This is a genomic window from Janibacter alkaliphilus, assembly GCF_013408565.1.
GTDB lineage: Bacteria > Actinomycetota > Actinomycetes > Actinomycetales > Dermatophilaceae > Janibacter > Janibacter alkaliphilus.
The window spans coordinates 3,172,616-3,198,261 of sequence record NZ_JACBZX010000001.1; the positions used below are offsets into that span (position 1 = coordinate 3,172,616).

The window sequence follows — 25,646 nt, forward strand, 5'->3', positions numbered from 1 at the left end:
CGCCCGCTGCCTCGCCTCGGCCGCGTCACCGCACCGGTGACGGGGCCGAGCTGCGTCTGGGGTGCGTCCGAGGTGCGTCCGGGCGGGCAGCCGCCGCGCCGCCCACCACTGGGTCGTGCCCGGCCCCGCCGAACGCACGAGACGGGCCGGCTCCCGTCGTGCAGGAGCCGGCCCGTCGTCGTGGTCCGAGGGACGAGGTCAGCCCTCGTCGCCCTCGCCGGAGGCGTCGGAGCCCTCGTCGCCACGGCCGCCACCGCGACGGCGGCGTCGGCCGCCCTCACGACGCTCGCCGTCGCCGTCACGACCGCCGTCACGACCACCGCGGTCGCCACGGTCACCGCCGCGGTCGCCCTGGCCGGAGTCCAGCTCGGCCTGCTGCTCGTCGGTCAGCACGGCGGCCAGGCTGAGCTTGCCGCGCGGGTCGACCTCCTTCAGCTCGACCTGGACCTTCTGGCCGACGCCGAGGACGTCCTCGACCGCGTCGATCCGCTTGCCGCCGACGAGCTTGCGCACCTCGGAGATGTGCAGCAGGCCGTCCTTGCCCGGCAGCAGCGAGACGAACGCGCCGAAGGTCGTCGTCTTGACCACCGTGCCGAGGAAGCGCTCCCCGACCTCGGGCATCTGCGGGTTGGCGATCGCGTTGATCGCGTTCCGCGCGGCGTCCGCGGACGGGCCGTCGGTGGCGCCGATGAAGACGGTGCCGTCGTCCTCGATGGAGATGTCCGCGCCGGTGTCGTCCTGGATCTGGTTGATCATCTTGCCCTTCGGGCCGATGACCTCACCGATCTTGTCGACCGGCACCTGGACGGTGATGATCCGCGGGGCGGTCGGGGCCATCTCGTCGGGGGTGTCGATGGCCTCGTTCATCACGTCGAGGATGTGCAGACGCGCGTCGCGGGCCTGGGTCAGCGCCCCGGCCAGCACCGACGCCGGGATCCCGTCGAGCTTGGTGTCGAGCTGGATCGCGGTGACGAACTGCTTGGTGCCGGCGACCTTGAAGTCCATGTCGCCGAAGGCGTCCTCGGCGCCGAGGATGTCGGTCAGCGCGGCGTACTGCGTCTGACCGTCGACCTCGTCCGAGACCAGGCCCATGGCGATGCCGGCGACCGGGGCGCGCAGCGGCACACCGGCGTTGAGCAGCGACAGGGTGGACGCGCAGACCGAGCCCATCGACGTCGAGCCATTGGAGCCCAGCGCCTCGGAGACCTGACGGATCGCGTACGGGAACTCCTCGCGGCTCGGCAGCACCGGCAGCAGGGCACGCTCGGCGAGCGCACCGTGCCCGATCTCGCGGCGCTTCGGCGAGCCGACCCGGCCGGTCTCACCGGTCGAGTACGGCGGGAAGTTGTAGTTGTGCATGTAGCGCTTCTTGGTGACCGGGCTCAGCGAGTCGATCTGCTGCTCCATCTTGAGCATGTTGAGCGTGGTGACACCCATGATCTGGGTCTCGCCGCGCTCGAAGAGCGCCGAGCCGTGCACCCGCGGCAGCACCTCGACCTCGGCGCCCAGGGCGCGGATGTCGGCGAGGCCACGGCCGTCGATGCGGACCTTGTCGCGCAGGATGCGCTGGCGGACCAGCGCCTTCTGCAGGCTGCGGAAGGCGGCGGAGATCTCCTTCTCGCGGCCGGCGAAGGCCCCGGGGGCCTCCGGCGTGCCGGCCAGGTCGGCCTTCAGGCCGTCCTTGATCTCGTCCAGCCGGTCCTCGCGCTCCTGCTTGGCCGCGATGGTCAGCGCCTCCGCGGTCGGGCCGGAGACGGCCTGCTCGACGGCGGCGTAGGCGTCGTCCTCGTAGTCGAGGAAGATCGGGAACTCCTCGACCGGCTTCGCCGACCGGGCGGCGAGGTCGGCCTGGGCCTCGCAGAGGACCTGGATGAAGCGCTTGGACGCCTCGAGGCCCTCGGCGACGACCTCCTCGGTCGGCGCCTGCTTGCCCTGGTTGGTCACCAGGTCCCAGGTGGCGTCGGTGGACTCGGCCTCGACCATCATGATCGCCACGTCGTCGCCGACCATCCGCCCGGCGACGACCATGTCGAAGGTGGAGCGCTCGATGTCCGAGAAGTTCGGGAAGGCGACCCACTGGCCGTCGATGAGCGAGACGCGCACGGCACCGATCGGCCCGGAGAAGGGCAGACCGGAGATCTGGGTGGACGCGGACGCGGCGTTGATCGCCAGCACGTCGTACTGGTGGTCCGGGTGGACCGAGAGCACGGTGATGACGACCTGGACCTCGTTGCGCAGGCCCTTGACGAAGGACGGGCGCAGCGGGCGGTCGATGAGCCGGCAGGTGAGGATGGCGTCGGTGCCGGGGCGGCCCTCACGCCGGAAGAAGCTGCCGGGGATACGTCCGGCGGCGTACATCCGCTCCTCGACGTCCACGGTCAGCGGGAAGAAGTCGAAGTGGTCCTTCGGGGTCTTGCCGGCCGCGGTGGTCGACAGGAGCATCGTCTCCTCGTCGAGGTACGCGGCCACGGCGCCCCCGGCCTGCTTGGCCAGGCGGCCCGTCTCGAACTTCACGGTGCGGGTGCCGAAGGAACCGTTGTCGATGGTCGCCTCGGCGGTCTGGATCTCTGGACCCTCCATTGGGCCCTCGCTTTCTCTCTAGCGGTCCCGGTCATCGTCGTTGTGCCGGGAGGTGTCTCTTGGTCTGCGCGGACGGGCGGCCTCGGCCGCCCTCCCCGGGGTCCGGCGTCCTCGCCGGTCGGGACCGTGCCGCGCGCACGGGAGCTTGGGTGGTTGCGCGCGAAGGGGGCGCCTCCCGGGTGATCGGGAGGCGCCCCCTTCGCGTCAGGTCATCGGCGCAGGCCGAGCCGCTTGATCAGCGAGCGGTAGCGCTCGATGTCGGTGGTCTCGAGGTAGCGCAGCAGACGACGCCGGCGGCCGACGAGCAGCAGCAGACCACGACGGCTGTGGTGGTCGTGCTTGTGCTCGCGGGAGTGCTCGGTGAGGTCCTTGATGCGCTGGGTCAGGAGGGCGACCTGCACCTCCGGGGAGCCGGTGTCACCGTCGCCGGTGCCGTACTCGTCCATGATCTGCTTCTTCACGTCAGCGGTCAGCGGCATGCTGGGACACTGCTCCTTGTCTGGGTCGTTGCGCGGCGCGCCCGGGCTGGTCCACCGGGGCTCTGTCGGTCCGCGGCCGATCTCACGGCACCCTCAACGATACCGGGCGCAGGCCCACGGGCCATAATCGCCCATCCGAGGGGCCAGGCGGCGCCGAAGGCCAGGTCGATCCGCGAGCCGCCCGGCACCGCGGCACCCCCGGACCACCACGCACCGAGAGCAGGAGAGCGATGACCGCACCGTCCGCCGAGACCCGACCCGCCGACGCCCCGGCGCCCGGCACCGCAGGTGGCCGGGAGCCCGTGGCCTCCGCCCTCGAGGAGGCGCTGCGCCCGGTGCTGCGCGGCGGCCTCCCGGTGCGGCTGCGCGCCTGGGACGGGTCCGTCGCCGGACCGGCCGAGGGCCCCACGGTGCTCGTGCACCGCCCGGACGCGCTGCGACGCCTGCTGTGGAGCCCAGGCGAGCTGGGCGCGGCCCAGGCCTTCGTCACCGGCGCGGTGGACGTCGACGGGGACCTCGGCGAGGCACTCGACCGGGGCCGCGCGGCGGTCGCCGAGCGCGGACTGACCCGCCCCTCCCCCACCGACCTGGCCCGGACGCTGGCCGCGCTGGGCCGGATCGCCAAGGACCACGGCGCGCTCGGTCGCCCGCTGCCGCCGCCGGCGACGCAGGCGGTGCTGCGCGGCCGGCTGCACACCCTGGGGCGGGACCGTCGGGCGATCAGCCACCACTACGACGTCTCCACCGACTTCTACGAGCTCGTGCTCGACCCGCAGATGGCCTACTCCTGCGGCTGGTACGGCGACGACCTCGCCGCTGACGGCGTCCTGGCCGACGCGCTCGACCCGGCCGCCGAGGAGGCCGCGCTGGAGAAGGCGCAGGGGGCCAAGCTCGACCTGGTCTGCCGCGCGATCGGTCTGCGCGCGGGCATGCACCTGCTCGACGTGGGCTGCGGCTGGGGCAGCCTCACCCTGCACGCCGCCGAGCACGTCGGCGCCCGGGTCACCGGCGTGACGATCTCGGCGGAGCAGCAGGCCTTCGTCCAGGCGCGGGTGGAGCAGCGCGGGCTCGGTGACCGGGTGGAGGTGCGGCTGCAGGACTACCGCGAGGTCGACGACGGCCCGTACGACGCGGCCGCCTCGCTGGAGATGGGCGAGCACGTCGGCCAGGGCAGCTACCCGACCTACGTCGAGGCGCTGCGGCGCAACGTCCGGCCCGGCGGCCGGGTGCTCATCCAGCAGATGTCGCGGCGCACCCGGCCGGGCGGCGGGGCCTTCATCGAGTCGTTCATCGCCCCGGACATGCACATGCGCCCGCTCGGCGAGACGGTCGAGCTCATCGAGGCCGGCGGCCTCGAGGTGCGCGACGTGCGGGCCATGCGCGAGCACTACGTGCGCACCGTGGACGGCTGGATCGCCCGCTTCGAGGAGAACCACGACGCGATCGTCCACCTGGTCGGCGAGGAGATGGCCCGGGTGTGGCGGCTCTACCTCGTCGGCGGCCGGCAGGCCTTCCGGGACGGCCGGATGGGCGTCGACCAGATCCTCGCCCGACGACCCGAGGCTCGCTGACGCGCACGAAGGGTCCGGGAGGTCTACCGTTGAGCCGTTCACCTGCACCGACGCGGTGAGCAAGCCTCAGGCGCGTCGGTCCCGACGGCCCGGAGGCACGCCATGACCTCACCCGCCACCGCCCCGGCACCCGGTGCCGACGGCGGCTACCACATCGCCAAGGTCGTCCAGCTGGCCGTGGTGGCCGCGCTCGGCGGCTTCCTCTTCGGCTTCGACACCTCGGTCATCAACGGCGCGGTGGACCCGCTCGCCGACGAGTTCGGCCTAGGCTCCGGGATGACCGGCTTCACCGTCTCCTCGGCGCTGCTGGGCTGCATGGCCGGTGCCTACCTCGCCGGTCGGCTGGCCGACCGGATCGGCCGGATCCGGGTGATGGTCCTGGCTTCCGGCTTCTTCACCATCTCGGCGATCGGCTCCGGCCTCGCCTTCGGCGCCTGGGACATGATCTTCTGGCGGGTCCTCGGCGGCCTCGGCGTCGGCGCCGCCTCGGTCATCGCACCGGCCTACATCGCCGAGATCTCCCCCGCCCCGATCCGCGGCCGGATGGGCTCGCTGCAGCAGCTGGCGATCGTCATCGGCATCTTCGTCGCGCTGCTCTCGGACTTCGCGCTGGCCGCGGCGGCCGGCGGCGCCGCCGAGGAGCTGTGGTTCGGGCTGGCCGCGTGGCGCTGGATGTTCATCGCCGAGGCGATCCCGGCGGTGGCCTACGGCGTGCTCGCGCTGACCATCCCCGAGTCGCCGCGCTTCCTCATCCGCCAGGGCGACGAGCGCACCGCGCGCGAGGTGCTCAGCGAGGTGCTCACCACCGGCATCGACACCCGGATCAAGGAGATCAAGCGCACCATCGCCGCGGACCGGCGCTCCTCCTTCGCCGACCTCAAGAAGCCCGGGGGCGGCCTGCTCCCGATCGTGTGGATCGGCGTCGCGCTGTCGGTCTTCCAGCAGTTCGTCGGGATCAACGTCATCTTCTACTACTCGACGACGCTGTGGCAGGCGGTCGGCATCTCCGAGGACGAGGCGCTGCAGCGCACGGTCATCACCTCGGTGACCAACATCGTCGTCACCGTCGTGGCGATCGCGCTCATCGACAAGATCGGCCGCCGGCTGCTGCTGCTCATCGGCTCGGCCGGGATGACGGTCAGCCTCGGCATCATGGCCTGGGTCTTCAGCCAGGCGGACATCGTCGTGAACTCGGCCGGCGAGTCGGTGCCCGTGCTCTCGGACTCGGCGGCGATGACCGCGCTGGTCGCGGCGAACGCCTTCGTCGTCTTCTTCGGCGCGTCCTGGGGCCCGGCGGTGTGGGTGCTGCTCGGCGAGATGTTCAACAACACGATCCGCTCGCTGGCCATCGGGATCGCCGCGGCCGCGCAGTGGCTGGCGAACTTCGCCATCTCCACGAGCTTCCCGTCGATGGCCGACATCGGGCTGTGGTTCGCCTACGGCTTCTACACCTTCTTCGCGCTGCTGTCCTTCTTCTTCGTCATGAGGTTCGTGCCGGAGACGAAGGGCAAGGAGCTGGAGGACATGCAGTAGCCACGAACGCACCCGGTCCGAGGGCGGTCGCCCTCGGACCGGGTCGCTCAGAGGTTGATCATGTGGCCGGCGATGCCCTCGACGGCCTCCTTGACCGACTCGGTCAACGTCGGGTGCGCGAAGACGTTGCGGGCCACCTCGTCGGCGGTCAGGTCCCACTTCTGGGCGAGGGTGAGCACCGGCAGCAGCTCGGTGACGTCCGGCCCGATCATGTGCGCGCCGATGATCTCGTTGTGCTCGGCGTCGGCGACGACCTTGACGAAGCCGACCCCGTCGGCCAGGCCCATCGCCTTGCCGTTGGCGCTGAAGGGGAACTTCGCCGTCTTGACGTCGTAGCCCTTCTCCTTGGCCTGCTCCTCGGAGTAGCCGAAGGAGGCGATCTGCGGGTGGCAGTAGGTCGCCCGCGGGATGAAGTCGTACTCCACCGGCATCGTCTCGGCGCCGGCCAGGTGCTCGGCGGCGACGACGCCCTGGGCCTCGGCGGTGTGCGCCAGCATGAGCTTGGCCGTGCAGTCGCCGATGGCGTAGACCCCGTCGACGTTGGTGCGGCCGTACTCGTCGATGGCGATGGCGCCCTTCTCGGTGAGCTCGACGCCGATGTCCTCCAGGCCGAAGCCCTCGACCCGGGGGGCGAAGCCGATCGCCGAGAGCAGCTTGTCGGCCTCGAGGACCTCGCTCTCCTCCCCCTTCGTCACGGTGACCTTGACCCCGGAGCCGGTGTCCTCGACCTGCTCGACCTTGGTGCCCAGGCGCACGTCGACGCCGAGCTTCTTGTAGTGCTTGAGGAGCTCCTTGGAGACCTCCTCGTCCTCGGTCGGGACCATCCGGTCGAGGAACTCGACGATGGTGACGTCGACGCCGAAGTTCTTCATGACGTAGGCGAACTCGACCCCGATCGCGCCGGAGCCGGCGATGATGATCGAGCCGGGCAGCTCCTCGTCGAGGATCTGCTCCTCGTAGGTGACGACGTTCTCGCTGACCTCGACGCCCGGCAGCATCCGGGTGACCGCACCGGTGCCGATGATGAGGTTGTCGAAGGTGATGCTCTGGGTCTCGCCGTCGTTGAGGTCCACGTCCATCGAGGTCGGGCTGGTCAGGGTCCCCCAGCCGTCGATCTCGGTGATCTTGTTCTTCTTCATGAGGAAGTGGACGCCCTTGACGATGCCGGCGCTGACCTTGCGGGAGCGGGCGTGCGTCGGGCCGTAGGACATCGTGGCGTCGCCCTCGATGCCGAAGGTCTTCTTCTCGTGGGTCAGGGTGTGCGCCAGCTCGGCGTTCTTGATCAGCGCCTTGCTGGGGATGCAGCCGACGTTGAGGCAGACCCCGCCCCAGTACTTCTTCTCGACGACGGCCACCTTCTTCCCGAGCTGGGCCGCGCGGATCGCCGCGACGTACCCACCAGGACCGGCACCGAGGACCACGACATCGAAGTCAGACATGGCTCCACCCTAGTGCGGGCGGGGGCCGCGCATGCAGCCGGGACGCGCGCGAGCCGCCGGGCAGATCGCCCGGCGGCTCGCGTGCTCCCGCGGGTGCGGGTCAGCCCTGGCTGAGCGACTCGGTGCAGGTGGTCTGAGCGTCCTGGAAGAGGCTCACGTCGTCGGGGTTGACGTTGTTGACCTCGCTGTCGGCGAGCGCCTGCAGCGTCTGCACGGAGGCGTCGTCGTAGATCTCGTCGACGAGGCAGGTGGTGGCCTGGTCGACGGCGTCCTCGGGCAGGCTGCTCATCATCTCGGTGACGATGGCGCTGTAGCCGTCGATGACGTCCTGCTTCGGCGGCTTCTCGCCGGAGTCGGCGGCCGCGCTGCTCGAGGAGCTGGAGGTCTCCGACGTGCTCTCCGAGGAGCTGCTGGTCTCCTCCGGGGTCTCGCTGGAGGTCTCGCTCGCGGTGTCCTCCGAGGTCTCGCTGGCGGTGTCCTCCGAGCTGGACTCGGCCGAGCTGGAGGTAGACGTGGCGGTCTCCTCGCTGTCGTCGCCGCAGGCGGCGAGGCCGCCGACGAGGGCGAGGGACATGAGCACCGACAGGCCGGTGCGACGGGTGCGCTGCATGGTGTGGCTCCTTGGGTTCAGGACGGGACGCGCCACGGTCCTGCTGGGAGCCCCGGCCACCCGTGGACGCGCACCGGCAGCCTGCACGGCTGCCGGACGCGGTCCGCGGACCGTCCCCTGCCCTCCCATGGTGCAGGCAGGACGCTAGCCCATGGGGGTACCGAGCCGCACCCTCGTCCTCGGGCTGGGACCGCTCAGCCGCGCTCGTGGGCGGCCAGGTGCTCGTGGATGTCGGCGGCGATCCCGGCCGCCGTCGAGCCGCCGGTACCCCCTTCGTCGACGACCACGGCGACCACGTAGCGCGGGTCGGAGGTCGGCCCCCAGGAGACGAACCAGGAGGTGTCCTCCTCACCGAAGACCTCCGCGGTCCCGGTCTTGCCGGCCACCGACCAGGCGGGCAGGTCGGCGTCGGCGAAGGCCGAGGCCGCCGTGCCCTCGGTGACCACGTCGGCCAGCGCGTCCCGGATCAGCGCGCCGGACCCCTCGGGGATGTCCACCTGCTCCGGCTCGGGCGCCGGCAGCTCCTCCTGCTGCCCGTCGACCGTGACGAGCGCGTCGCCGAGGTGCGGCTGCGGCTCGCTGCCGGCCCGGGCGATGGTGCCGTAGACCTGGGCCATCTGCAGCAGGGTCGTGGTGACGTCGCCCTGGCCGATGGAGAGGTTGACCTCGTCGCCGGGCTGGTAGCGGTAGCCGCGGCGGCAGGTCTCCTCGGCGAGCCTCGTGAGGTAGTCGGCCCGGCTCTCGTCGTCGATCCCGGGGTAGCCGTCCTCGGCCCGGGCGCAGGCCTCGTCCTTGGTCTGCTCCCAGTACTCCCGCTTCCACTCGCGGCCGGGGATGCGTCCGTCGACCTCCCCGGGCAGGTCGACGCCGGTGGCCTCGCCGAGCCCGAACGAGCGGGCGGTCTCGATGAGCGGGTCGCCGTGGTCGCTCTCGGCGTCGATGCCGCCCTGGTCGCGCCACACCTGCTCGGCCACCCGGTAGAAGACGGTGTCGCAGGAGACGACCAGGGCCTGGTGCCAGCTGATCGTGCCGTAGGCCCGGGACTCGAAGTTGCGGAACTCGCGGTCCCCGATCCGGTAGCTCGCGGTGCACGGCACCGGTCGCTCGAGGTCGACCCCGGCCCGGACCGCGCCCGGCAGCGTGACCGCCTTGAAGGTGGACGCCGGCGGCTGCGCGACGCCCAGCACCCGGTCCACGAGCGGGTTGTCGCCGCCGGAGGTCAGCTGCTCGTAGCGCTCCTGGGTGACCGGGCCGCTCCACACCGCGGGGTCGTAGGTGGGCCGGCTGGCCGAGGCGACCACGCCGCCCTCGGCGAGGTCGAGGACGACCGCACCGCCGGAGGTGGCCGGCCGGTCCCGGTCCTGGGCGTCGGCCATCCCGTCGGCCAGGGCCCGCTCTGCGGCCCGCTGCACGCCGACGTCGAGGGTGGTCACGAGGTCCCGGCCCGGCTGCGCGGCGGTCCGCGAGACCTCCTCGACGACCACGCCGCGTCCGTCGACGCGCACCACCCGTTGCCCGGGGCGACCGCGCAGCTCCTCGTCATAGTGCTGCTCCAGCCCGGCGGCGCCGGCCAGGTCGCCCTCGGCCAGCGTCCCGTCGCTCTCGGCGACGGTCTCGGCGTCCGCCCGCGTCAGGTAGCCGATCGTCTGCGGCGCCCCGCCCCCGCCGGCGATCCTCGGGTAGCTGCGGACCGGGCTGGTGACGACCTGCACACCCGGGTAGCGCTCGGGGGTCTCGGTGAGCGCCAACGCCTCCGTCTTGGCCACCCCTTCGACCACCGGCACCGGGACGTAGGCGGAGCCGGGCCAGCAGCGTGGCGGGTCGGCGGCGCCGGGTGCGCCGCACAGGGTGGTGCGGGCCCACAGCTCGTCGACGGGCCGGTCCAGCGCCTCGGCGACCCGCCGCACCAGCGCGCGACCGCCGTCGTCGCTGTCGGCGAGCACCCGCCGGTCGATGGTCACGTCGGTGCGACGGTCGTTGTCGGCGATCGGCACCCCGTCCCGGTCGAGGATCCGGCCGCGCAGCGCGGGCACGGCCACCGTCCGGGTGTCCGGGGCGGCTGCGGCCCCGGCCGCCTCGTCCGGCCCGCTCGCCTGCAGCTGACCGAGCCGGCCGACGAGCAGCGCGGCGAGCAGCGCGAGCACGGTGAGCAGCCCGAGCATGCGCACCTGCAGGTGCGGGGCGCGGCGCATCAGGCCCACCGGCGTCGGACGAGAGCGGCGTCGAGACGCTCCAGCAGGGGCACGACGACGAGGCCGAGGGTCGCGGTGGCAACCAGCTGCCAGGTCAGCGATCCCCAGGCCACCGGGCGGCCGACGGCGAGGTCGAGCAGCACCGGCACGAGCCGGGAGGTGAGGAAGGCCAGCGCGACCACCGGCACCGGCCACCACCACGGGTGCCCGGCCCGGCGGTGCGCGGTCCCGGCCACCCAGCCGGCCGCCCCGAGGGTGAGCGCGGTCAGCCCCAGCGGCTCCCCGCCGGGCGGGGCGAGGTCGAGCAGCCAGCCGCCGACGAGACCGAGGCCGGCGCCGGCGCGTGAGCCGGAGACGAGCGCGGCGGCGACGACGACGAGCAGCACCAGGTCGGGAGGGGCGAGCACGCCGCGGGCGGCGAGGGCGAGCACGAGGGTGAGGGCGAGCAGCACCGCGAGCACCCGCACCGACCAGCGCAGCCGCAGCAGGGCGCCGGCACCGGAGCCGACCCGGGAGCTGACGCCGGGACCGACCCGGCTCATGAGCCGTCCTCGGTGCCGGCCGGGGGGATCAGCACCCCGACGACGTCGACCCCGGCGAGGTCGACCGACGGGGCGACCACGGCCGTGTCGGTGAGCGATCCGGGGCGGTCCGGGACCGAGACCACCTCGCCGACCGCGACCCCCGGCGGGTAGGGGCTCTGCCCGGGGCTGCCGAGGGTGACCACCGCGTCGCCGGCCTCGACCCGGTCGCGGGCCAGGGAGGTCACGACGAGCTCGTCCGCGGCGCGCTCGGTGGTGGGGTCGGCGCCGGTGAGCGAGCCGAGCACCCGGTCGGGCCCGACCCGCACCGCCACCTGGGCCCGGGACGAGCCGAGCACCTCGACGTCGCTGGTGCGTCCGGTGACGTCGACCACCCGGCCGACCAGCCCGTCCGCGGTGATCACCGCGCTGCCGTCCACCACCCCGTCCTGGGACCCGGCGTCGAGGGTGACCTGGGTGGGGCCGGCCGCCCCGGCCCGGCCGATGCCGACCACCCGGGCCGGCAGCAGCTCGTGGTCGCCGGCAGCGGCCGAGCCGCGCAGGTCGGCCAGCTGCTCCGCGGTGGCCGCGTCGTCCTCCAGGGTGCGGACGCGCTCCTGCAGGCGGGCGTTCTCCTCGGCCAGCCGGTCCTGCGCGTCGGCGCCCGGGGCGACGACGCGCTCCAGCGGCCCCAGGACGCTGGAGCCGGCGCCGCGCAGCGGTCCCAGCGGCGCGCCCATGACGTCGGCGACGACGACCAGCAGGGTGAGCCCGAGCAGCGCGGCGAGCAGGCGGCCGGGCAGCGAGCGGGGCATCAGAAGCGGTGGCCGTCGACGAGCACGGGCTGCAGCGCGGCGAAGTCGTCGACGCAGCGCCCGACACCGCGGGCGACGGCACGCAGCGGGTCGGTGGCGGCGGTGACCGGCACCCCGAGCTCGTGCTGCATCCGCGCCTCCAGCCCGGGCAGCAGCGCCCCGCCGCCGGTCAGGGTGACGCCTCGACCGAGCACGTCGCCGGAGAGCTCCGGCGGGCAGCGGTCCAGCAGGGCGCGGACGAGGTCGATGATCTGCCGGACCGGCGGGTCGATCGCCCGGCGCACCTGCCCCGAGCCCAGCTCGACGGTCCGCGGCAGCCCGGTGAGCAGGTCGCGTCCGCGCACCCGGGTGCTGTGCTCCTGGGCCAGCGGGTAGGCCGACCCGACGGCGATCTTCACCTCTTCGGCGCTGCGCTCCCCCAGCAGCAGGGACAGCTCGCTCTTGACGTGCTGGGTGATCGCCTCGTCGAGGGCGTCGCCGGCGACCCGGGCGCTGCGCGAGGCGACGACGCCGCCGAGGGCGAGGATGGCGGCGTCGGTGGAGCCGCCGCCGATGTCGACGACGACGCTGGCCTGGGTGTCGGTCACCGGGAGGGCAGCGCCGATGGCGGCGACCACCGGTTCCTCGACGAGGTAGACCGAGCGGGCGCCGACCCGCAGGGCGGCCTCCTCGACGGCCCGTCGCTCGACCCCGGTGACCTCGCTGGGCACGCAGATCACCATCCGGGGGCGCAGCACCCGGGAGATGCCGACCTGGTCGGTGAAGTAGCGCAGCATCTGCTCGGTGACGTCCGGGTCGGAGACGACGCCGTGCCGTAGCGGGCGGACCGCGCGCATGGTGCCCGGGGTGCGGCCGAGCATCTCCTTGGCGCGGGATCCGGCGGCGACCAGCGCGCCGGAGGCGGCGTCGAGGGCGACGACGGTGGGCTCGTCGAGGACGATCCCCTCGCCCTGACGGTGGATCAGGGTGCTGGCGGTCCCGAGGTCGATCGCCAGGTCAGCGCCCACCCACCACCGACGACCTGCCACGGGAGGATGCTACGTCGGCGTCGGTCAGGACGCGATGCCCGGGAACCAGATGGTGATCTCCCGGGCGGCCGACTCCGGGGAGTCCGAGCCGTGCACGATGTTCTGCTGGACGGCCAGCCCCCAGTCACGGCCGAGGTCGCCGCGGATCGAGCCGGGCGCGGCCTCGGTGGGGTTGGTGGCGCCGGCCAGCGAGCGGAAGCCGGGGATGCAGCCGTGCCCCTCGATGACGGCCGCGGTCAGCGGTCCGGAGGACATGAACTCCAGCAGCGGCTCGTAGAAGGGCTTGCCCTCGTGCTCGGCGTAGTGCTGCGCGAGCTGCTCCCGGGTGGCGGAGGTGACCTGCAGGGCGACCAGGGTGTACCCCTTCGCCTCGATCCGGCGCAGCACCTCCCCGGTGAGGCCGCGGCGGTAGCCGTCGGGCTTGATCAGGACGAGGGAGCGGTCGATCTCGGTCACGCGGCCCACCCTACTGGGAGGCCGGTCCGGCCTCCGCGGCGGCGGTGCGGGCGTCGATCTTCGTCCCCTGCCACTGGCAGTAGCCGTAGAGCGCCCCGAAGACCACCGCGATCGCCAGCATGGTCGGCACCCAGATCGCGCTGAGCAGGGTGAGCCCCTGGACCACCCAGCCGAGCACCGGACCGCCGGGTCGGCGCACCATCCCGGCGGCGAGCAGCGCGAGCACGGCGACCGCGCACATCACGACGAAGGGGGTCAGCCCGAGCGGCAGGTCGCTGCTCTCCTCGACCCGCAGGCCGCGGGCGACGAGCGCGCCGAAGAAGATGACCAGCGCCTGCCCGCCGAGGACGGTGGCGAGCATCCGCCAGGTGAACTTGCCAGGGGCCCGCATGCCGCTCACCCTAGGCGACCCCCTCACCTCCCCTTTATCGGGTAACCCGATAAAGGCTCGTTGTCGGGGGAAGGCTTGTCCGGGGACCGAGAGGTTCTCGACACCGGCTGGCGAAGGGCGTCCTGACGAAGGGCGTCGCCGAGAGGTGCGTGCTGCCCCGGTCGCAGAGCGATGTCAGTCGCGGACCACCGTGACCAGGGCGGCCTCGGCCTGGGCGGCGCTGAGGTGCCCGGCTGAGACGAGCAGCGCCAGCCCGTGGACGGTGCCCCAGAGGGCGTGCGCGATCTCCTCGGTCGGCCCCGCCGGCAGCAGCCCGGCGCGCTGCCCCTCGGCGACGACCTCGGCAAGCTCCGTGTCGAGCTGGGTGAGGTAGGGGATGTTCTCCGGCTTCGGGTCGGCCGGGTCGCACAGCTCGGGATCGAAGACGAGGGCGAAGAGGCTCGGTCGGCGCACGGCGAAGTCGAGGTAGGCCCGGCCGAAGGCGAGCAGCCGCTCCCGTGGGTCGTCCTGCCCGGCCACGCTGTCGTGCTGGTGCGCCGCCAGCCGCCGCAGGCTCTCGGTGCCGCAGGCGGCGACGAGCGCGTCCTTGTCGGCGAAGTGGTGGTAGGGCGCCCCGTGCGAGACGCCGGCCGCTCGGGCCACCTGGCGCAGGCTGAGCCGGGTCGCGGGGGTCTCGACGAGCAGCTCGAGGGCGGCGTCGAGCAGCGCCTGCCGCAGGTTGCCGTGATGGTAGGGCGTCGACGCGCTCCCCTGGGCGGTGTCCACGGCGTCGTGGCCGGCCACATCGCGGCCGACGACTCCCTCAGCATCGGCCGAGCCCTCGCCGGCGGAGACCTCCGAGACAGATCTTGACATGCGCAAGATCCTACGTCAGGCTCAGGATCACCCGAACTAGACAGTGACTAGATCAGGGTGAGACTCGGCCCCACGCCGAGGCGCGACGGCCCTCCTGCATGCAGGGCCGAGCCGCGAACCCGCCCGTCCCGAGATGGAGACCCCGATGACCCAGCTGCTCGTCATTGACGCCCACCCCGACCCCGACTCGCTGTGCGCCGCCCTCGCCGACCGGTACGCCCAGGGCGCGTCCGACCGGACGCAGGTCGCCCGGCTCACCCCGCGCGACCTCGACTTCGACCCGGTGCTGCACCAGGGGCTGCGCGGCGCGCAGCCGCTGGAGCCCGACCTCGTCCGCGCCCAGCAGGAGATCTCCGACGCCCGGCACCTGGCGGTCGTCGCCCCGATCTGGTGGGGCTCGGTGCCGGCCCTGCTCAAGGGCTTCTTCGACCGGGTCTTCGAGGTGCGCTGGGCCTACCACTACAGCCCGCGGGGCCTGCCGGTCGGCCACCTCAAGGGCCGCACCGCCCGGCTGATCCTCACCACCGACTCCCCCGGCTGGTACCTCAACCTGCTCAGCGGTCGCCCGACCGAGCGCCAGGTGGGCCGCGGCACGCTCGGCTTCAGCGGCGTCTCCCCGGTGCGGGTGACCCGTTACGGCCCGGTGCGCAGCTCCGATCTGGCGGGCCGGCAGGGCTGGCTGGACGAGGTCGCCAGGCTCGGCACCAAGGATGCGGCGGGGCTGCCGAGCACCCCGCCGGAGCCGGTGCGGCGGACCGAGCCGGCGACCGTCGGCGCGCACTGAGCCGACCACGGTCGGCGCACGCTGAGCGCGCTCAGCCCTGGGGCAGGTCCTCGGTGCTCTCCGTGCCCAGCAGCATCCGCACCTCCGCGGCCGTGATCACCGACCCGGTGGCGACGACGCCGCCGGCGACGCCCCCTTCGTCGGCCAGCTCGGCGGCCCGGTCCAGGGCGTCCGGCAGGTCGCGGACCACGGTCACCCGGTGCTCGCCGAAGACCCCGACGGCCAGCTCGCCCAGCTGGCGGGCCGACATCGCCCGCGGCGAGGTGGTCTGGCTGATGACCACCTCGTCGAGCACCGGGTCGAGGGCCTCGAGGATCTCGGTGGCCTCCTTGTCCTTGAGCACGGCGAGCACCCCGACGAGCCGGACGAAGGTGAAGGAGTCCTTCAGCGCCGCCGCGAGCGCCCGTGCTCCGTGCGGGTTGTGCGCGGCATCGACGAGCACCGTCGGGCTGCGCCGGACGATCTCCAGCCGGCCCGGCGAGGTCGCCGCGGCCAGCCCGGCGCGCAGCACGTCCTCCTCCAGCGGCTGCTCGCCGCCGCCGACGAAGGCCTCGACCGCGGCCACCGCGACCGCCGCGTTGCTGGCCTGGTGCTCGCCGTGCAGCGGCAGGAAGACGTCGCTGTACTCGGCCGCCAGCCCCTTGATCGAGACCTGCTGGCCACCGATCGCGACGTCCCGCTCGGTGATCCCGAAGTCGTTGCCCTCGAAGGCGATCCGTGCACCGACCTGCTCGGCGCGCTCGACCAGCACGCCGATGACGTCCTCGTCCTCCTGGACCCCGACGAGGGTGATCGCGTCGGCCGCGATGATCCCCGCCTTCTCCTCGGCGATGTCCAGCACCGAGTCGCCGAGGAAGTGCTGGTGGTCCAGCGCGATCGGCCCGACCACGCTCACCGGGGCGTCGACGACGTTGGTCGCGTCCCACGAGCCACCCATGCCGACCTCGACCACCGCCACGTCGACCGGGGCGTCGGCGAAGGCGGCGTAGGCGATCGCGACGAGCACCTCGAAGTAGGTCATCGGCGGCCCACCCTCGGCGACCGAGCGGGAGTCCACGGCCTCGACGAAGGGGGCGACGTCCGCCCAGGCGGCGAGGAAGGCCTCGCGGCTGATGAGCTCACCACCGATGGTGATCCGCTCGCGGATGTCGTGCAGGTGCGGCGAGGTGAAGCGGCCGACCTTCAGGCCCATCTCGCGCAGCAGCGACTCGGCGATCCGCGCGGTGGAGGTCTTGCCGTTCGTGCCGGTCAGGTGGATCACCGGGTAGGTCCGCTGCGGCTCCCCGAGCAGGTCCATCACCGCCTGGATGCGCTCCAGGCTCGGCTGCAGGTCGTGCTCGGGGGCACGGGCGAGGATCGCCTCCTCGAGCTCGCGAACCTGCTTGCGCAGCTCGAGCTGTCGGGCGGCCTCGCGCTGGGCGGAGTCGGGTGCGGGCATGCCGAGCATCCTCCCAGGAGCGCGGCGCACCACGGAAACGGGCGTACCCGCCTGGCCGTGGCGGCGGGGGTCGCAGCGGCCGCGGTCACCCTCCGAGGATCGTCGCCCTCCCCGGCCCGACGACGGTGACGAGCACGAGCAGCAGCAGCCCGCCGCCGAGCCCCGCCGCGATCACGCTGGTCGCCGCCAGGCTGCCGCCACCCCACCACCAGGCCACCCCGGCCACGGCGACGACGAGCAGCATGGGCCCGAGCCACCACAGGATCAGCATGATGATCATCGAGCGCGGCGGGACGGCCTGGATGGCCGGCGGCGAGCGGAAGGCGGCCCAGGTGACCGCAGCCAGGCACACCGGCACGAGCGCCGCCGCGAGCAGCAGGGCGCCGGCCCACGACACCCCGTCGACCGCTCGCCCGCCCGGCGAGCCACCGATGACGAGGACCGCTGCCGCCGCCAGCGTCGGCAGCAGCACCCCGGCGAGCGCGGGCAGGGCCTGGTGCCGCAGCGCCTCCCCCTCGGCGGACCAGCCGAGCAGCGGCGGCGCCCCGGACCGGTCGGCCTGGGCGCGCAGCCCGAGACTCCAGCCGGAGACCCCGAGGTGCAGCAGCACCGCGCCCACCGGCAGCAGCAGCGGCAGGTCGTCGAGCACCGTCCGGGCGAGCACCCAGCCGGCGACGAGCAGCAGCAGGCTGGGCACGACCCAGCCGGTGCCGCGGCGCACCGCGAGCAGGTCGCGGCGCAGCACGATCCCCCGGCCCGGCCGCAGCCGGGCGCGACCGGCGCGCGGCGACCGGACGAGCTGCTCGCGCAGCACCGAGCTCTGGCCGAGCAGCGCGCCCCCGGCGACCAGGGTGGTGCGCTCGGCCTGGGCGAGCAGCGAGGTCACCGACAGCCGACGCAGCTGACCGGCCGGCCGCCAGGCGCTCTGCCCGGCCAGGTCGGGTTCGACGAGCGCCTGACCGGTGAGCCAGACCCGGGCCACGAGGAGCCCGGCCAGCGCACCGACGAGCGCGCACAGGGCCGCACCCAGCGGGCCGGTCACCCCGGCGGACCACAGCGAGAGCCCGAGGAAGAGGGCGAGCACCAGCCCCGTGCCGACCACCCCGCCGAGCGCCAACCACCACCACCGTCGCAGCGCCAGCGCCCGGTCCACCGGTGCGGCGACGACGTGCCGGGTCCACACCGGCGGCGGCGCCACCGGCCCGGTGATCCGGGCGCCGCGCAGCGCGACGAGCAGCAGCCCGAGATAGCCGACGGCCACGAGGACGATGGTCAGCGGGTCGCGGGCCAGGCGCTCGACCTGGTCGCTGCCGAGGGAGGCGAAGATCGTCCGGCCGTAGGGGAAGCCGTAGACCGCAGCCAGCAGGGCGACGACGTAGACGACGTAGGCGACCCCGCCGGCGGACCCGGCCGAGGAGCCGCGTCGCAGCACCGTCAGCGCGCCAGCGACCCGGGACCGGGAGCCGGCGGCGTCGACGGCCGTGTCGAGGGCAGGGGCCTGCTCAGCCACCGGCGGCCTCGTGGTCGGCGGTGGTCAGGGTGAGCACCTCGTCGGCCACCGCCTCGGTCAGCTCGGCGTCGTGGGTGGCCATGAGCACCGTGGCGCCGGCGTCTGCGCGATCACGCAGCACGTCCGCGACGATCGCGCGACGCTCGTCGTCCAGACGCTGCTCGGGCTCGTCGAGGACGAGCACGTCACCAGGCCGGAAGAGCACCAGCGCGAGGTCGACGAGGTGGCTCTGCCCCGAGGAGAGCTGGTGCGGGAAGCGGTCGGCCAGGCCCTCGATCCGCAGCAGGTCGAGCACCCGCCCGGCGCGGTGGTCGACGCTCGCCTCGTCCCCGCCCCAGGAGGCGTCGATGAGCAGCAGGTGCTCCCAGACGGTCAGGTCGCGGTAGGCGGCGCTGCCGCCGAGCAGGGTGGCCACCTGCTGCCGGGTGCGTGGCAGCCGCTCGTCGACGACCTGGTCGCCGATCCGTACGCGGCCGCTGCTCGGGCGCAGCAGCCCGGCGACCACCCGCAGCAGCGTGGTCTTGCCGGAGCCGTTCTCGCCGCGCACCGCCAGGCAGGTGCCCGGCTCGACGGTCGCGCTGACCGGCGCCAGCAAGGGCCTCCGGTCGATGGCGACCGAGACCTCCTCGATGACGACCCGGTTCTCGCGGCCTTCGCTGGCGGCAGCGCCGCTCCCCCCGTCTCCCTTGTCGCCGTCGGTGTCCCCCATCAGGGGACGATCTGGTCGCGCGGGTCCCAGGGCACGAAGGCGGGCAGCTCGCTGGCCCGGGAGGTGAACTCGGCCTCCCGCTTGTCGAGGAAGGCGGCCACCCCTTCCTTGCCGTCGCCCATCGAGGTCTGCTGCATGGCGATCGACTCCACGGCGTGCGCCTCGAAGGGGTGCGTGGCCGCGGAGTTGCGGTAGAGCATCCACCGGGTCAGCGCCACGCCGACCGGGGAGCGGCCCTGGACGAGGCGGCGGGCCAGCTCCTTGGCTGCCGGCAGCAGCTCGTCGGGCTCGTGCACGGAGCGGACGAAGCCGAGGTCGGCCATCTCCTGCGCGCCGCGCACCTCGGCGGTGTAGCAGAGCTCCAGGGCGGTCTGCAGGCCGACGATCCGCGGCAGGAACCAGCTGCTCGCAGCCTCCGGGACGATCCCGAGCCGGCCGAAGACGAACCCGATCTTCGCGCTGCTGGAGGCCAGCCGGAAGTCCATGGCGCAGGTCATCGTCGCGCCGATGCCGACGGCCGGGCCGTTGATGGCGGCGATGACCGGCTTGGGGCAGCGGAAGATCGCCAGGGTCACCTTGCCGCCGGTGTCCCGGATGCCGTCGAGCATGTCCGGGTCGGTGGGCCGCTCGGCGACCTCGGCCGGGGTGGGCTCGCGGTCCTCGGCGATCCCGAAGACGTTGCCCTCGGCGCTGAGGTCCATCCCGGCGCAGAAGGCCCGGCCGGCGCCGGTGACGATCACCGCGCGTGCGCTGTCGTCCTGGCCGGCCCGGGTGATGACGTCGATGAGCTCGTGGTGCATCTGCACGGTGAAGGAGTTCAGCGCGTCCGGCCGGTCGAGGGTGATCGTCGCGATGCCGTCCTCGTCGACGGCGTACCGCAGGGTCTCGTAGGTGCCGTCGGTCATCGGGCGCTCCCTTCGTCCATGGTGGCCCGCAGCTGGGTGGCCGCCTCGTCGTACTCGGTGCACAGCTGCTCGACGAGGTCGGCCACCGGCAGCACCTCGTCGATCGCCGCGACCCCCTGGCCGGCGGACCAGATGTCGCGCCAGGCCTTGCTGTCGCTGGCCGCCCCGTCGTGCGGGTTGGTGACGTGCTCGAGGTCGACCCGGTCGGGCTGGGCGAGCCGCTCCGGGTCGAGGCCCGCCGAGACGATGCTGCCTCGGAGGAAGTTCGCCGGGATCGAGCTGATCGAGGGGGTGTAGACGATCTCGGTGGCGCCGTGGCTGGTGATCATCTCCTTGTAGTCGGTGGTCACCGTGGCCTCCTGCGTGGCCAGGAAGCGGGTGCCCATGTAGGCCAGGTCGGCGCCGGCCGCCTGCGCGGCCAGCACGTCCCGCCCGGTGGAGAGGGCGCCGGCGAGCACCAGCGGCCCGTCCCAGACGCGGCGCACCTCGGCGATGAGCGCGAAGGGGTTGATCGCCCCGGCGTGCCCGCCCGCACCCGCGCTGACGAGGATGATCCCGTCTACCCCGGCCTGCGCGGCCTTCGCGGCGTGCCCCGCGTTGGTGACGTCGTGGAAGACGAGCCCGCCGTAGGAGTGCACCGCGTCGACGACCTCCTTGACGGCGCCGAGGCTGGTGATGACCAGCGGCACCTGGTGGGCGACGATCCGCTCCAGGTCGGCCTCGAGCCGCTTGTTGGTGCGGTGCACGATGAGGTTGACGCCGAAGGGGGCGGCCTCCCGGCCCCCGTCGGCGGGGGCGGCCAGCGCCTCCTCGATCTGGGTCAGCCACTCCTCGAAGCCCTCGGTGGTGCGCTGGTTGAGCGCCGGGAAGGTGCCGAGCAGACCGGCACGGCAGGTACCGATGACGAGGTCGGGCCCGGAGGCGAGGAACATCGGCGAGGCGATGACGGGCAGGCGCAGGCGGCCGCGGAGCTGGTCGGGAAGAGTCACGCTGGCCACTGTGCCACGCGTGGTCGGGCACGTCCGAGGGGCCGCACGAGGCGTGGACGGCATCGGCGCGCCCACCCGACCAGCGGGAATGGCTCATAGGGTCAGGTATGGCTACCCTGTCCTCGTGGGCAAGAAGGTCCGGGTCGGGTCGCTGAAGATCAAGCAGAAGTGCTGCGTGAGCAAGAAGCGCTGCAGCAGCTGCCCGGTGCGCCTGCTCAAGGAGGGTCGGCTGCCGCCGGGCTACACCGTGCACAAGCGCAAGCTGGTCACCGTGAAGAAGAAGGCGAAGAAGAGCGCGAAGGCCAAGCAGCTCCGCGAGGAGCGCGCCAAGGCCACCCGCACCGCCGCCTGAACCGGCTGAGAGCGCATGAGATCGCCTGAGATCCGCTCTCTCCCAGGCCAGGACAGGCTCACCTGAGCGCAGGTTGGCTCGCCTCACCTCACAAGACACGCCCGGGATTCCGCCCTACTCTCGAGGCATGACCTCTCGATTCATCGCCCAGCTGAACACCCAGATCGGTGAGGAGTTCGCCGCCCACCAGCAGTACGTCGCGGTGGCCGCGCACTACGACGCCCTGACCATGCCGCAGATGGCCGGTCTCTTCTTCCGTCAGGCGAAGGAGGAGCGCGGCCACGCCATGATGATGATCCGCTACCTCCTCGACGTCGACGCCCCGGTGGAGATCCCCGCGGTCGAGGCCCCGACCAGCGTCTTCGACGGGGTCGTCCCGCCGGTCGAGCTCGCGCTGGCGCAGGAGCGCCGGGTCACCGAGCAGATCCACACGCTGACCCAGATCGCCCGCGAGGAGGGCGACTTCGCCGCCGAGCAGTTCATGCAGTGGTTCATCAAGGAGCAGGTCGAGGAGGTCGCCACGATGCAGGACCTGCTGGCCGTGGTGCAGCGCAGCGGCGACGACCTCAACGACATCGAGAACTACGTCGAGCGTGAGCTCAGCGGGAGCGACGACGACCCGACGGCTCCGCCGATGGCTGACGCCTGAGCGTCACCTGCTGGGCCCGACGGTCACCCGTCGACCGAGAGCGCGCGCACCAGCTCCCGGGCCCGCTCGGCGTCGACCTCGGCGTGCCACGCCTCGCCCGGTGACACCTTGACCACCGGGGCCTGGTTGCACGGGTAGAGGCAGCCGGTCTGCGCCGCCAGGATCTCGTCGCCCTCGCAGGTCCGCGCGATCTCCTCGCGCAGGGCGTCCCAGGTCTCGTCCGCCCCGCGAGCGGTGCAGCGCGGGCCGCGGCAGACCAGCACGTGGTGGTGGTAGTCCGGGGGCTGCTCCCACGCCGGCGAGGTGAGCGGGGCCTCGGTGCCGAGCACCGGTCGGCTGGGCAGCGCGTAGCTCGCCGCGGTGACCGGTCGGCCGGAGGGCGCCATGGCGATCCTCACGGCGAGCCGGCCGTCGTGCCGTCGCACCCAGTCGCCGGCCACCCGCCGGACCCAGGATCCGGCCCGCAGACCGTCCGGGCCGGTGGAGGCCACGATCGTGCACCGTTGCCGTCCGTCGGCGGCGAGGTCGTCCAGGGCTGCTGGGAGGGTGGGTCGCCCTTCGCCCTGCAGGTAGCACAGGGTGGCGTCGCACTCCGCCGCCAGCGCCAGCAGCTCGTCCTCGTGCCGGGTGTCGGTGAAGGCCATCGCCACCAGCAGCCGGCTCTCCGTCGGCGGCTCCGCAGACTCCGTGCTGGCGCCCGGGGCGGTCTCGTCCGTGCTCATCGATCCTCCGTCACCCTCTGCCACCGCAGCCGGTGGCGTCCGTCGTGCTCGCTGATCTCGGTCTCCACGCCGAAGACCTCCCGGACCTGCTCCACGGTGACCACGTCGCCGACCGCGCCGGCGGCCACGACCTCGCCCCGGGAGAGCAGCACCGCGTCGTCGCCGTGGGCCACCGCCAGGTCGAGGTCGTGCAGCACCGCGACCGTCGTGATCGCCAGCGACCGCACCGTCTCCATGAAGCGCAGCTGCTGCCGCAGATCCAGGTGGTTGGTCGGCTCGTCGAGGAAGAGCACCTCCGGCTGCTGGGCCAGCGCCCGAGCCAGCTGCACCCGCTGACGCTCGCCCCCGGACAGGGTGCTCCAGGCGCGTCCGGCCAGGTGCTCGGTCCCGGTCCGGGCCATCGCCTCGGCACAGGCCTGCTCGTCGCCCCGGCCCAGACCGCGCAGGCTGCGCCGGTGCGGGATCCGCCCCAGCGCCACCACCTGGTCCACGGTCAGCTCCAGACCGGTGCTCGGCTGCTGCTCGACCACCGCCACCCGCCGGGCCCGCTCCCGATGGGCGATGCCGTCCAGCCGCTGCTCGTCGTAGGTGACCTGGCCGGTGGTCGGCGTGCGCAGCCCGGCCAGCAGGTGCACCAGGGTGGTCTTGCCGGTGCCGTTCGGCCCGAGCACCGTGGTGAGGGCACCGGGGCGCACCGACAGGCTCGCGCCGGCGAGGATCGGCCGCTCGCCGACGCTCCACCCGAGCTCCTGGGCGACGATCCTCATCCGCGCCTGGCCTGACGTCGCAGCAGCACGACGAGCAGCGGCGCCCCGAGCACCGCCGTCACCACCCCGACCGGGATCTCCTCGCCCTCGCGCACGGTGCGTGCCAGGGTGTCGGCCCAGACCATGAGCAGCGCCCCGGCCAGGGCGCTCAACGGCAGCAGCGCCCGGTGCGTCGGCCCGACGACGATCCGCACCAGGTGCGGCACGGTGAGCCCGACGAAGCCGATCGGCCCGACCACCGCGACCGTCCCGGCGGTCAGCAGCGCGGTGAGCACGAGCAGCGTCCACCGTGCCCGGGTGACCGGGATGCCCAGCGCCTGCGCCGAGACGTCGCCGAAGGCGAAGGCGTCCAGCACCCCGGCGGCCGCGACCAGCACGAGCACCGCCACGAGGCCGAGCACGAGCAGCGCCAGCGCCTGCGTCCAGCGCACCGAGGCGAAGGAGCCGAGGGTCCAGCTGAGCACCTGCCGGGCGAGGTCCCGCTCGCCGAAGACCATGATCGCCAGCGAGGTGAAGGCGCCGGCCAGCTGCGCGACGGCGACGCCGGCGAGGATCGTGCGGCTGGGCGGCAGGTCCCCGCCCCGGCCGGTCGCCATGGCCAGCACCAGGGCCAGGGCGACCAGGCCGCCGACGAAGGAGGCGAGCGTCATCGCCGCCGGCAGCGCCAGGCTGGAGAGCCCGACGCCGAAGACGAGGACGAGCACCGCGCCGACGGCAGCGCCGCTGGAGATGCCCAGCAGGTAGGGGTCGGCGAGGTCGTTGCGGGTCAGGGCCTGCAGCACCACCCCGCAGAGGGCCAGCACCGCCCCGACCGCGGCGGTGGCCACGACGCGGGGCAGCCGCAGCTGCCACACGATGCGGTCGTCGATGGCGCTCACCCCGTCGCCGGCGACCAGGTGCATCCGGCGCAGCACCACCGCGGCGACGTCGGCCGGCGGCAGCCGGACCGAGCCGAGACCGACCGCGACGAGGACGCTGCCGAGCAGCAGCAGGGCGAGCACGACGGCCGGCACGGCCGCCCCGCGCACCCTCGGCGTCACGAGGCGTCGAGCTCGGCGAGCCCGTCGGACAGGCTCTGCGCCCCCTCGACCATGGTCGCGCCCGGGGTGGCCTGGCTGTAGGTGATCTCCACGATCCGGTCCTGCTGCACCGCGTCCAGCTCGGAGAGCACCGGGTCGGACTCGAGGTGCTCCACCTTCTCCTCGGCGCTGGACCAGGCCGCGTCGGGGACGACGATGACGTCCGGCTCGGCGTCCACGACGTCCTCCCACGAGCCGTCCGCCCAGCCGCCCTCGAGGTCGGCGAAGATGTTGGTGCCGCCCACGGCGTCGATCAGCAGCTGCGGGCCCCCTTCGCCGGCCCCGACGAAGGGGGTGTCGTCGCCGGAGTCGTACCAGAGGATGTCCGTCCCCTCGCCGCTCGCCTGCTCGCGCACCTCGTCGAGCTGCTCGCGCTGGCCGTCGACGAGCTCGGTGGCGGTGTCCTCGACGCCGAAGATGGTGCCGACGGTCTCGATCTCGGACCAGACGTTCTCGAAGGTGGTCTCCGGCCGCTCCGCGTCGTCGCCGCAGCCGAAGGGGCTGAGGTAGGTGCCGATGCCGTCCTGCTCCAGCTCATCCTCGCTGGCCACCCCGTCGTCGGCGAAGGCGCTGCCGTAGGAGGCGTAGGCCAGGTCGGGCTCGACGGAGAGCAGCTGCTCCAGGCTGGGGTACTCCTCGGCCAGCACCGGGACGCTGTCGTAGGCCTCCTGCCACCGCGAGGAGACGCCGTCGTCGATGTAGGCGGTGCCGGCCATCCGGTCCTCGAGGCCGAGCGCCAGCATGACCTCGGTGGCGCCCTGGTTCAGGGTGACCGCAGCGGTCGGCGCCTCGTCCAGGGTCCGCTCCTGGCCGCAGCTGGTGTAGGTGACGGATCGGGCCGAGGCGTCCGAGGACGAGCCGTCCTCGCCCTCGGAGGGGGCACCGGCGCAGCCGGCCAGGGCGAGCGCGCAGGTCAGGGACAGCAGGGTGGCAGGGGTGCGTGGCAGCACGGTGCGTGGCAGCACAGAGGGCTTCTCTCTCTCGGAGCCTGGGTCGCGAGGCTCACCGACGGATGGACATGCGTCGGCAGGTCTTCGGACTCGAGATCGACCGCCCTCGGCGCCTTCCCGACCCCTTCGGGTCAGTGGCGTCGTGCCGAGGACGTCCCTCTTACCGCTGCGCGTCAGCTCCGGGTTCGCACCGGATTCCCTGGCACTCTCGTGCGACCGACCCAGCGAGCATAGCGCTCGCTCAGACCGCGCCCGGCAGGAGGCCGAGCCAGCCACCCCTGGGTACCGCCCGTGTCTCCCAGCGCCCCAGGACCGCTTACGT

The 25,646-nt window shown here is 73.3% G+C and carries 25 protein-coding genes and 1 riboswitch; of the genes, 5 read left to right on the forward strand and 20 right to left on the reverse strand.

What is annotated here, in order from left to right:
* Window positions 1-198 precede the first annotated feature (198 nt).
* A complete protein-coding gene (locus BJY28_RS15040; protein ID WP_179463717.1) occupies window positions 199-2,580 on the reverse strand; it encodes a polyribonucleotide nucleotidyltransferase in 2,382 nt (793 codons plus the stop codon).
* 209 nt (window positions 2,581-2,789) lie between these two features.
* Window positions 2,790-3,059, reverse strand: coding sequence for a 30S ribosomal protein S15 (gene rpsO, locus BJY28_RS15045; protein ID WP_179463718.1), 270 nt, complete (start codon window positions 3,057-3,059; stop codon window positions 2,790-2,792).
* A 230-nt stretch (window positions 3,060-3,289) separates the two neighbouring features.
* On the opposite strand from rpsO, the gene BJY28_RS15050 reads away from it, so the two are divergent.
* Together BJY28_RS15050 and BJY28_RS15055 are read left to right on the forward strand one after the other, a co-directional pair.
* Window positions 3,290-4,630, forward strand: coding sequence for an SAM-dependent methyltransferase (locus BJY28_RS15050; protein WP_179463719.1), 1,341 nt, complete (start codon window positions 3,290-3,292; stop codon window positions 4,628-4,630).
* 102 nt (window positions 4,631-4,732) lie between these two features.
* Window positions 4,733-6,163, forward strand: coding sequence for a sugar porter family MFS transporter (locus BJY28_RS15055; protein ID WP_179463720.1), 1,431 nt, complete (start codon window positions 4,733-4,735; stop codon window positions 6,161-6,163).
* A gap of 47 nt (window positions 6,164-6,210) precedes the next feature.
* On the opposite strand, the gene lpdA is transcribed toward BJY28_RS15055, so the two are convergent.
* The 9 genes from lpdA to BJY28_RS15100 form a co-directional block, all read right to left on the reverse strand.
* Window positions 6,211-7,602, reverse strand: a complete 1,392-nt coding sequence (gene lpdA, locus BJY28_RS15060) for a dihydrolipoyl dehydrogenase (RefSeq protein ID WP_179463721.1) — start codon at window positions 7,600-7,602, stop codon at window positions 6,211-6,213.
* Between the two features lie 100 nt (window positions 7,603-7,702).
* Complete coding sequence (locus BJY28_RS15065) at window positions 7,703-8,212, reverse strand: hypothetical protein (RefSeq protein ID WP_179463722.1); 510 nt, start codon at window positions 8,210-8,212, stop codon at window positions 7,703-7,705.
* A 194-nt stretch (window positions 8,213-8,406) separates the two neighbouring features.
* Complete coding sequence (locus BJY28_RS15070) at window positions 8,407-10,404, reverse strand: penicillin-binding transpeptidase domain-containing protein (RefSeq protein ID WP_246313429.1); 1,998 nt, start codon at window positions 10,402-10,404, stop codon at window positions 8,407-8,409.
* The gene (gene mreD / locus BJY28_RS15075; protein WP_179463723.1) at window positions 10,404-10,946 is read right to left on the reverse strand and encodes a rod shape-determining protein MreD; all 543 of its coding nucleotides are present in this window, start codon (window positions 10,944-10,946) and stop codon (window positions 10,404-10,406) included. Before mreD ends, BJY28_RS15070 begins: the two co-directional genes overlap by 1 nt.
* Window positions 10,943-11,740 (reverse strand): rod shape-determining protein MreC, encoded by a 798-nt coding sequence (gene mreC / locus BJY28_RS15080; RefSeq protein ID WP_179463724.1) that lies wholly within the window; start codon window positions 11,738-11,740, stop codon window positions 10,943-10,945. The genes mreD and mreC overlap by 4 nt, the downstream gene beginning before the upstream one ends.
* A complete protein-coding gene (mreB, locus tag BJY28_RS15085; protein WP_179463725.1) occupies window positions 11,740-12,768 on the reverse strand; it encodes a rod shape-determining protein MreB in 1,029 nt (342 codons plus the stop codon). Before mreB ends, mreC begins: the two co-directional genes overlap by 1 nt.
* Before the next feature lie 24 nt (window positions 12,769-12,792).
* Complete coding sequence (gene ndk, locus BJY28_RS15090; RefSeq protein WP_179463726.1) at window positions 12,793-13,224, reverse strand: nucleoside-diphosphate kinase; 432 nt, start codon at window positions 13,222-13,224, stop codon at window positions 12,793-12,795.
* Window positions 13,225-13,234: 10 nt separating this feature from the next.
* The gene (locus BJY28_RS15095; RefSeq protein ID WP_179463727.1) at window positions 13,235-13,615 is read right to left on the reverse strand and encodes a DUF4233 domain-containing protein; all 381 of its coding nucleotides are present in this window, start codon (window positions 13,613-13,615) and stop codon (window positions 13,235-13,237) included.
* A gap of 174 nt (window positions 13,616-13,789) precedes the next feature.
* Window positions 13,790-14,470 carry a TetR/AcrR family transcriptional regulator gene (locus BJY28_RS15100; protein WP_179463728.1) on the reverse strand — a complete coding sequence of 227 codons (681 nt, stop codon included), beginning with the start codon at window positions 14,468-14,470 and terminating at the stop codon, window positions 13,790-13,792.
* 145 nt (window positions 14,471-14,615) lie between these two features.
* Here BJY28_RS15100 and BJY28_RS15105 point away from each other — a divergent pair, with 145 nt between their 5' ends.
* Window positions 14,616-15,254 (forward strand): NAD(P)H-dependent oxidoreductase, encoded by a 639-nt coding sequence (locus BJY28_RS15105; protein ID WP_179463729.1) that lies wholly within the window; start codon window positions 14,616-14,618, stop codon window positions 15,252-15,254.
* Window positions 15,255-15,285: 31 nt separating this feature from the next.
* Here the strand turns inward: BJY28_RS15105 and BJY28_RS15110 are convergent, their stop codons facing one another.
* From BJY28_RS15110 to BJY28_RS15130, 5 genes are all read right to left on the reverse strand, one after another.
* Complete coding sequence (locus tag BJY28_RS15110) at window positions 15,286-16,692, reverse strand: bifunctional folylpolyglutamate synthase/dihydrofolate synthase (protein WP_179463730.1); 1,407 nt, start codon at window positions 16,690-16,692, stop codon at window positions 15,286-15,288.
* An 85-nt stretch (window positions 16,693-16,777) separates the two neighbouring features.
* Window positions 16,778-18,202, reverse strand: a complete 1,425-nt coding sequence (locus BJY28_RS15115) for a hypothetical protein (RefSeq protein ID WP_179463731.1) — start codon at window positions 18,200-18,202, stop codon at window positions 16,778-16,780.
* Window positions 18,195-18,911 (reverse strand): ABC transporter ATP-binding protein, encoded by a 717-nt coding sequence (locus BJY28_RS15120; protein ID WP_179463732.1) that lies wholly within the window; start codon window positions 18,909-18,911, stop codon window positions 18,195-18,197. The genes BJY28_RS15115 and BJY28_RS15120 overlap by 8 nt, the downstream gene beginning before the upstream one ends.
* Window positions 18,911-19,816: a crotonase/enoyl-CoA hydratase family protein gene (locus BJY28_RS15125; protein ID WP_179463733.1), complete on the reverse strand. Its 906-nt coding sequence runs from the start codon at window positions 19,814-19,816 to the stop codon at window positions 18,911-18,913. The genes BJY28_RS15120 and BJY28_RS15125 overlap by 1 nt, the downstream gene beginning before the upstream one ends.
* The gene (locus BJY28_RS15130) at window positions 19,813-20,805 is read right to left on the reverse strand and encodes a nitronate monooxygenase (protein WP_179463734.1); all 993 of its coding nucleotides are present in this window, start codon (window positions 20,803-20,805) and stop codon (window positions 19,813-19,815) included. Before BJY28_RS15130 ends, BJY28_RS15125 begins: the two co-directional genes overlap by 4 nt.
* Before the next feature lie 124 nt (window positions 20,806-20,929).
* On the opposite strand from BJY28_RS15130, the gene BJY28_RS15135 reads away from it, so the two are divergent.
* Window positions 20,930-21,157 carry a hypothetical protein gene (locus BJY28_RS15135; RefSeq protein WP_218875401.1) on the forward strand — a complete coding sequence of 76 codons (228 nt, stop codon included), beginning with the start codon at window positions 20,930-20,932 and terminating at the stop codon, window positions 21,155-21,157.
* Window positions 21,158-21,284: 127 nt separating this feature from the next.
* A complete protein-coding gene (locus BJY28_RS15140; RefSeq protein ID WP_179463735.1) occupies window positions 21,285-21,806 on the forward strand; it encodes a ferritin in 522 nt (173 codons plus the stop codon).
* Window positions 21,807-21,829: 23 nt separating this feature from the next.
* On the opposite strand, the gene BJY28_RS15145 is transcribed toward BJY28_RS15140, so the two are convergent.
* The 4 genes from BJY28_RS15145 to BJY28_RS15160 are packed head-to-tail and all read right to left on the reverse strand — an operon-like array spanning window position 21,830 to window position 25,339.
* The gene (locus BJY28_RS15145) at window positions 21,830-22,528 is read right to left on the reverse strand and encodes a (2Fe-2S) ferredoxin domain-containing protein (RefSeq protein ID WP_179463736.1); all 699 of its coding nucleotides are present in this window, start codon (window positions 22,526-22,528) and stop codon (window positions 21,830-21,832) included.
* The gene (locus BJY28_RS15150) at window positions 22,525-23,295 is read right to left on the reverse strand and encodes an ABC transporter ATP-binding protein (RefSeq protein WP_179463737.1); all 771 of its coding nucleotides are present in this window, start codon (window positions 23,293-23,295) and stop codon (window positions 22,525-22,527) included. Before BJY28_RS15150 ends, BJY28_RS15145 begins: the two co-directional genes overlap by 4 nt.
* Complete coding sequence (locus BJY28_RS15155) at window positions 23,292-24,335, reverse strand: FecCD family ABC transporter permease (protein ID WP_343037143.1); 1,044 nt, start codon at window positions 24,333-24,335, stop codon at window positions 23,292-23,294. Before BJY28_RS15155 ends, BJY28_RS15150 begins: the two co-directional genes overlap by 4 nt.
* On the reverse strand, window positions 24,332-25,339 hold the full coding sequence (locus BJY28_RS15160; RefSeq protein WP_343037144.1) for an ABC transporter substrate-binding protein: 1,008 nt from the start codon (window positions 25,337-25,339) through the stop codon (window positions 24,332-24,334). The genes BJY28_RS15155 and BJY28_RS15160 overlap by 4 nt, the downstream gene beginning before the upstream one ends.
* Window positions 25,340-25,382: 43 nt before the next feature.
* Window positions 25,383-25,560, reverse strand: a riboswitch (cobalamin riboswitch).
* Between the last annotated feature and the right edge of the window lie 86 nt (window positions 25,561-25,646).

What these genes read in the sequence shown, in the direction of transcription:
- rpsO (WP_179463718.1), bottom strand. Translation starts at nt 3,059, where the DNA reads ATGCCGCTGACCGCTGACGTGAAGAAGCAGATCATGGACGAGTACGGC.
- BJY28_RS15105 (WP_179463729.1), top strand. Translation starts at nt 14,616, where the DNA reads ATGACCCAGCTGCTCGTCATTGACGCCCACCCCGACCCCGACTCGCTG.
- BJY28_RS15095 (WP_179463727.1), bottom strand. Translation starts at nt 13,615, where the DNA reads ATGCGGGCCCCTGGCAAGTTCACCTGGCGGATGCTCGCCACCGTCCTC.
- BJY28_RS15125 (WP_179463733.1), bottom strand. Translation starts at nt 19,816, where the DNA reads ATGACCGACGGCACCTACGAGACCCTGCGGTACGCCGTCGACGAGGAC.
- BJY28_RS15065 (WP_179463722.1), bottom strand. Translation starts at nt 8,212, where the DNA reads ATGCAGCGCACCCGTCGCACCGGCCTGTCGGTGCTCATGTCCCTCGCC.
- BJY28_RS15040 (WP_179463717.1), bottom strand. Translation starts at nt 2,580, where the DNA reads ATGGAGGGTCCAGAGATCCAGACCGCCGAGGCGACCATCGACAACGGT.
- BJY28_RS15100 (WP_179463728.1), bottom strand. Translation starts at nt 14,470, where the DNA reads ATGTCAAGATCTGTCTCGGAGGTCTCCGCCGGCGAGGGCTCGGCCGAT.
- BJY28_RS15120 (WP_179463732.1), bottom strand. Translation starts at nt 18,911, where the DNA reads ATGGGGGACACCGACGGCGACAAGGGAGACGGGGGGAGCGGCGCTGCC.
- BJY28_RS15140 (WP_179463735.1), top strand. Translation starts at nt 21,285, where the DNA reads ATGACCTCTCGATTCATCGCCCAGCTGAACACCCAGATCGGTGAGGAG.
- lpdA (WP_179463721.1), bottom strand. Translation starts at nt 7,602, where the DNA reads ATGTCTGACTTCGATGTCGTGGTCCTCGGTGCCGGTCCTGGTGGGTAC.
- mreD (WP_179463723.1), bottom strand. Translation starts at nt 10,946, where the DNA reads ATGAGCCGGGTCGGTCCCGGCGTCAGCTCCCGGGTCGGCTCCGGTGCC.
- BJY28_RS15150 (WP_179463737.1), bottom strand. Translation starts at nt 23,295, where the DNA reads ATGAGGATCGTCGCCCAGGAGCTCGGGTGGAGCGTCGGCGAGCGGCCG.
- mreC (WP_179463724.1), bottom strand. Translation starts at nt 11,740, where the DNA reads ATGCCCCGCTCGCTGCCCGGCCGCCTGCTCGCCGCGCTGCTCGGGCTC.
- BJY28_RS15050 (WP_179463719.1), top strand. Translation starts at nt 3,290, where the DNA reads ATGACCGCACCGTCCGCCGAGACCCGACCCGCCGACGCCCCGGCGCCC.
- BJY28_RS15070 (WP_246313429.1), bottom strand. Translation starts at nt 10,404, where the DNA reads ATGCGCCGCGCCCCGCACCTGCAGGTGCGCATGCTCGGGCTGCTCACC.
- BJY28_RS15145 (WP_179463736.1), bottom strand. Translation starts at nt 22,528, where the DNA reads ATGAGCACGGACGAGACCGCCCCGGGCGCCAGCACGGAGTCTGCGGAG.
- BJY28_RS15055 (WP_179463720.1), top strand. Translation starts at nt 4,733, where the DNA reads ATGACCTCACCCGCCACCGCCCCGGCACCCGGTGCCGACGGCGGCTAC.
- BJY28_RS15110 (WP_179463730.1), bottom strand. Translation starts at nt 16,692, where the DNA reads ATGCCCGCACCCGACTCCGCCCAGCGCGAGGCCGCCCGACAGCTCGAG.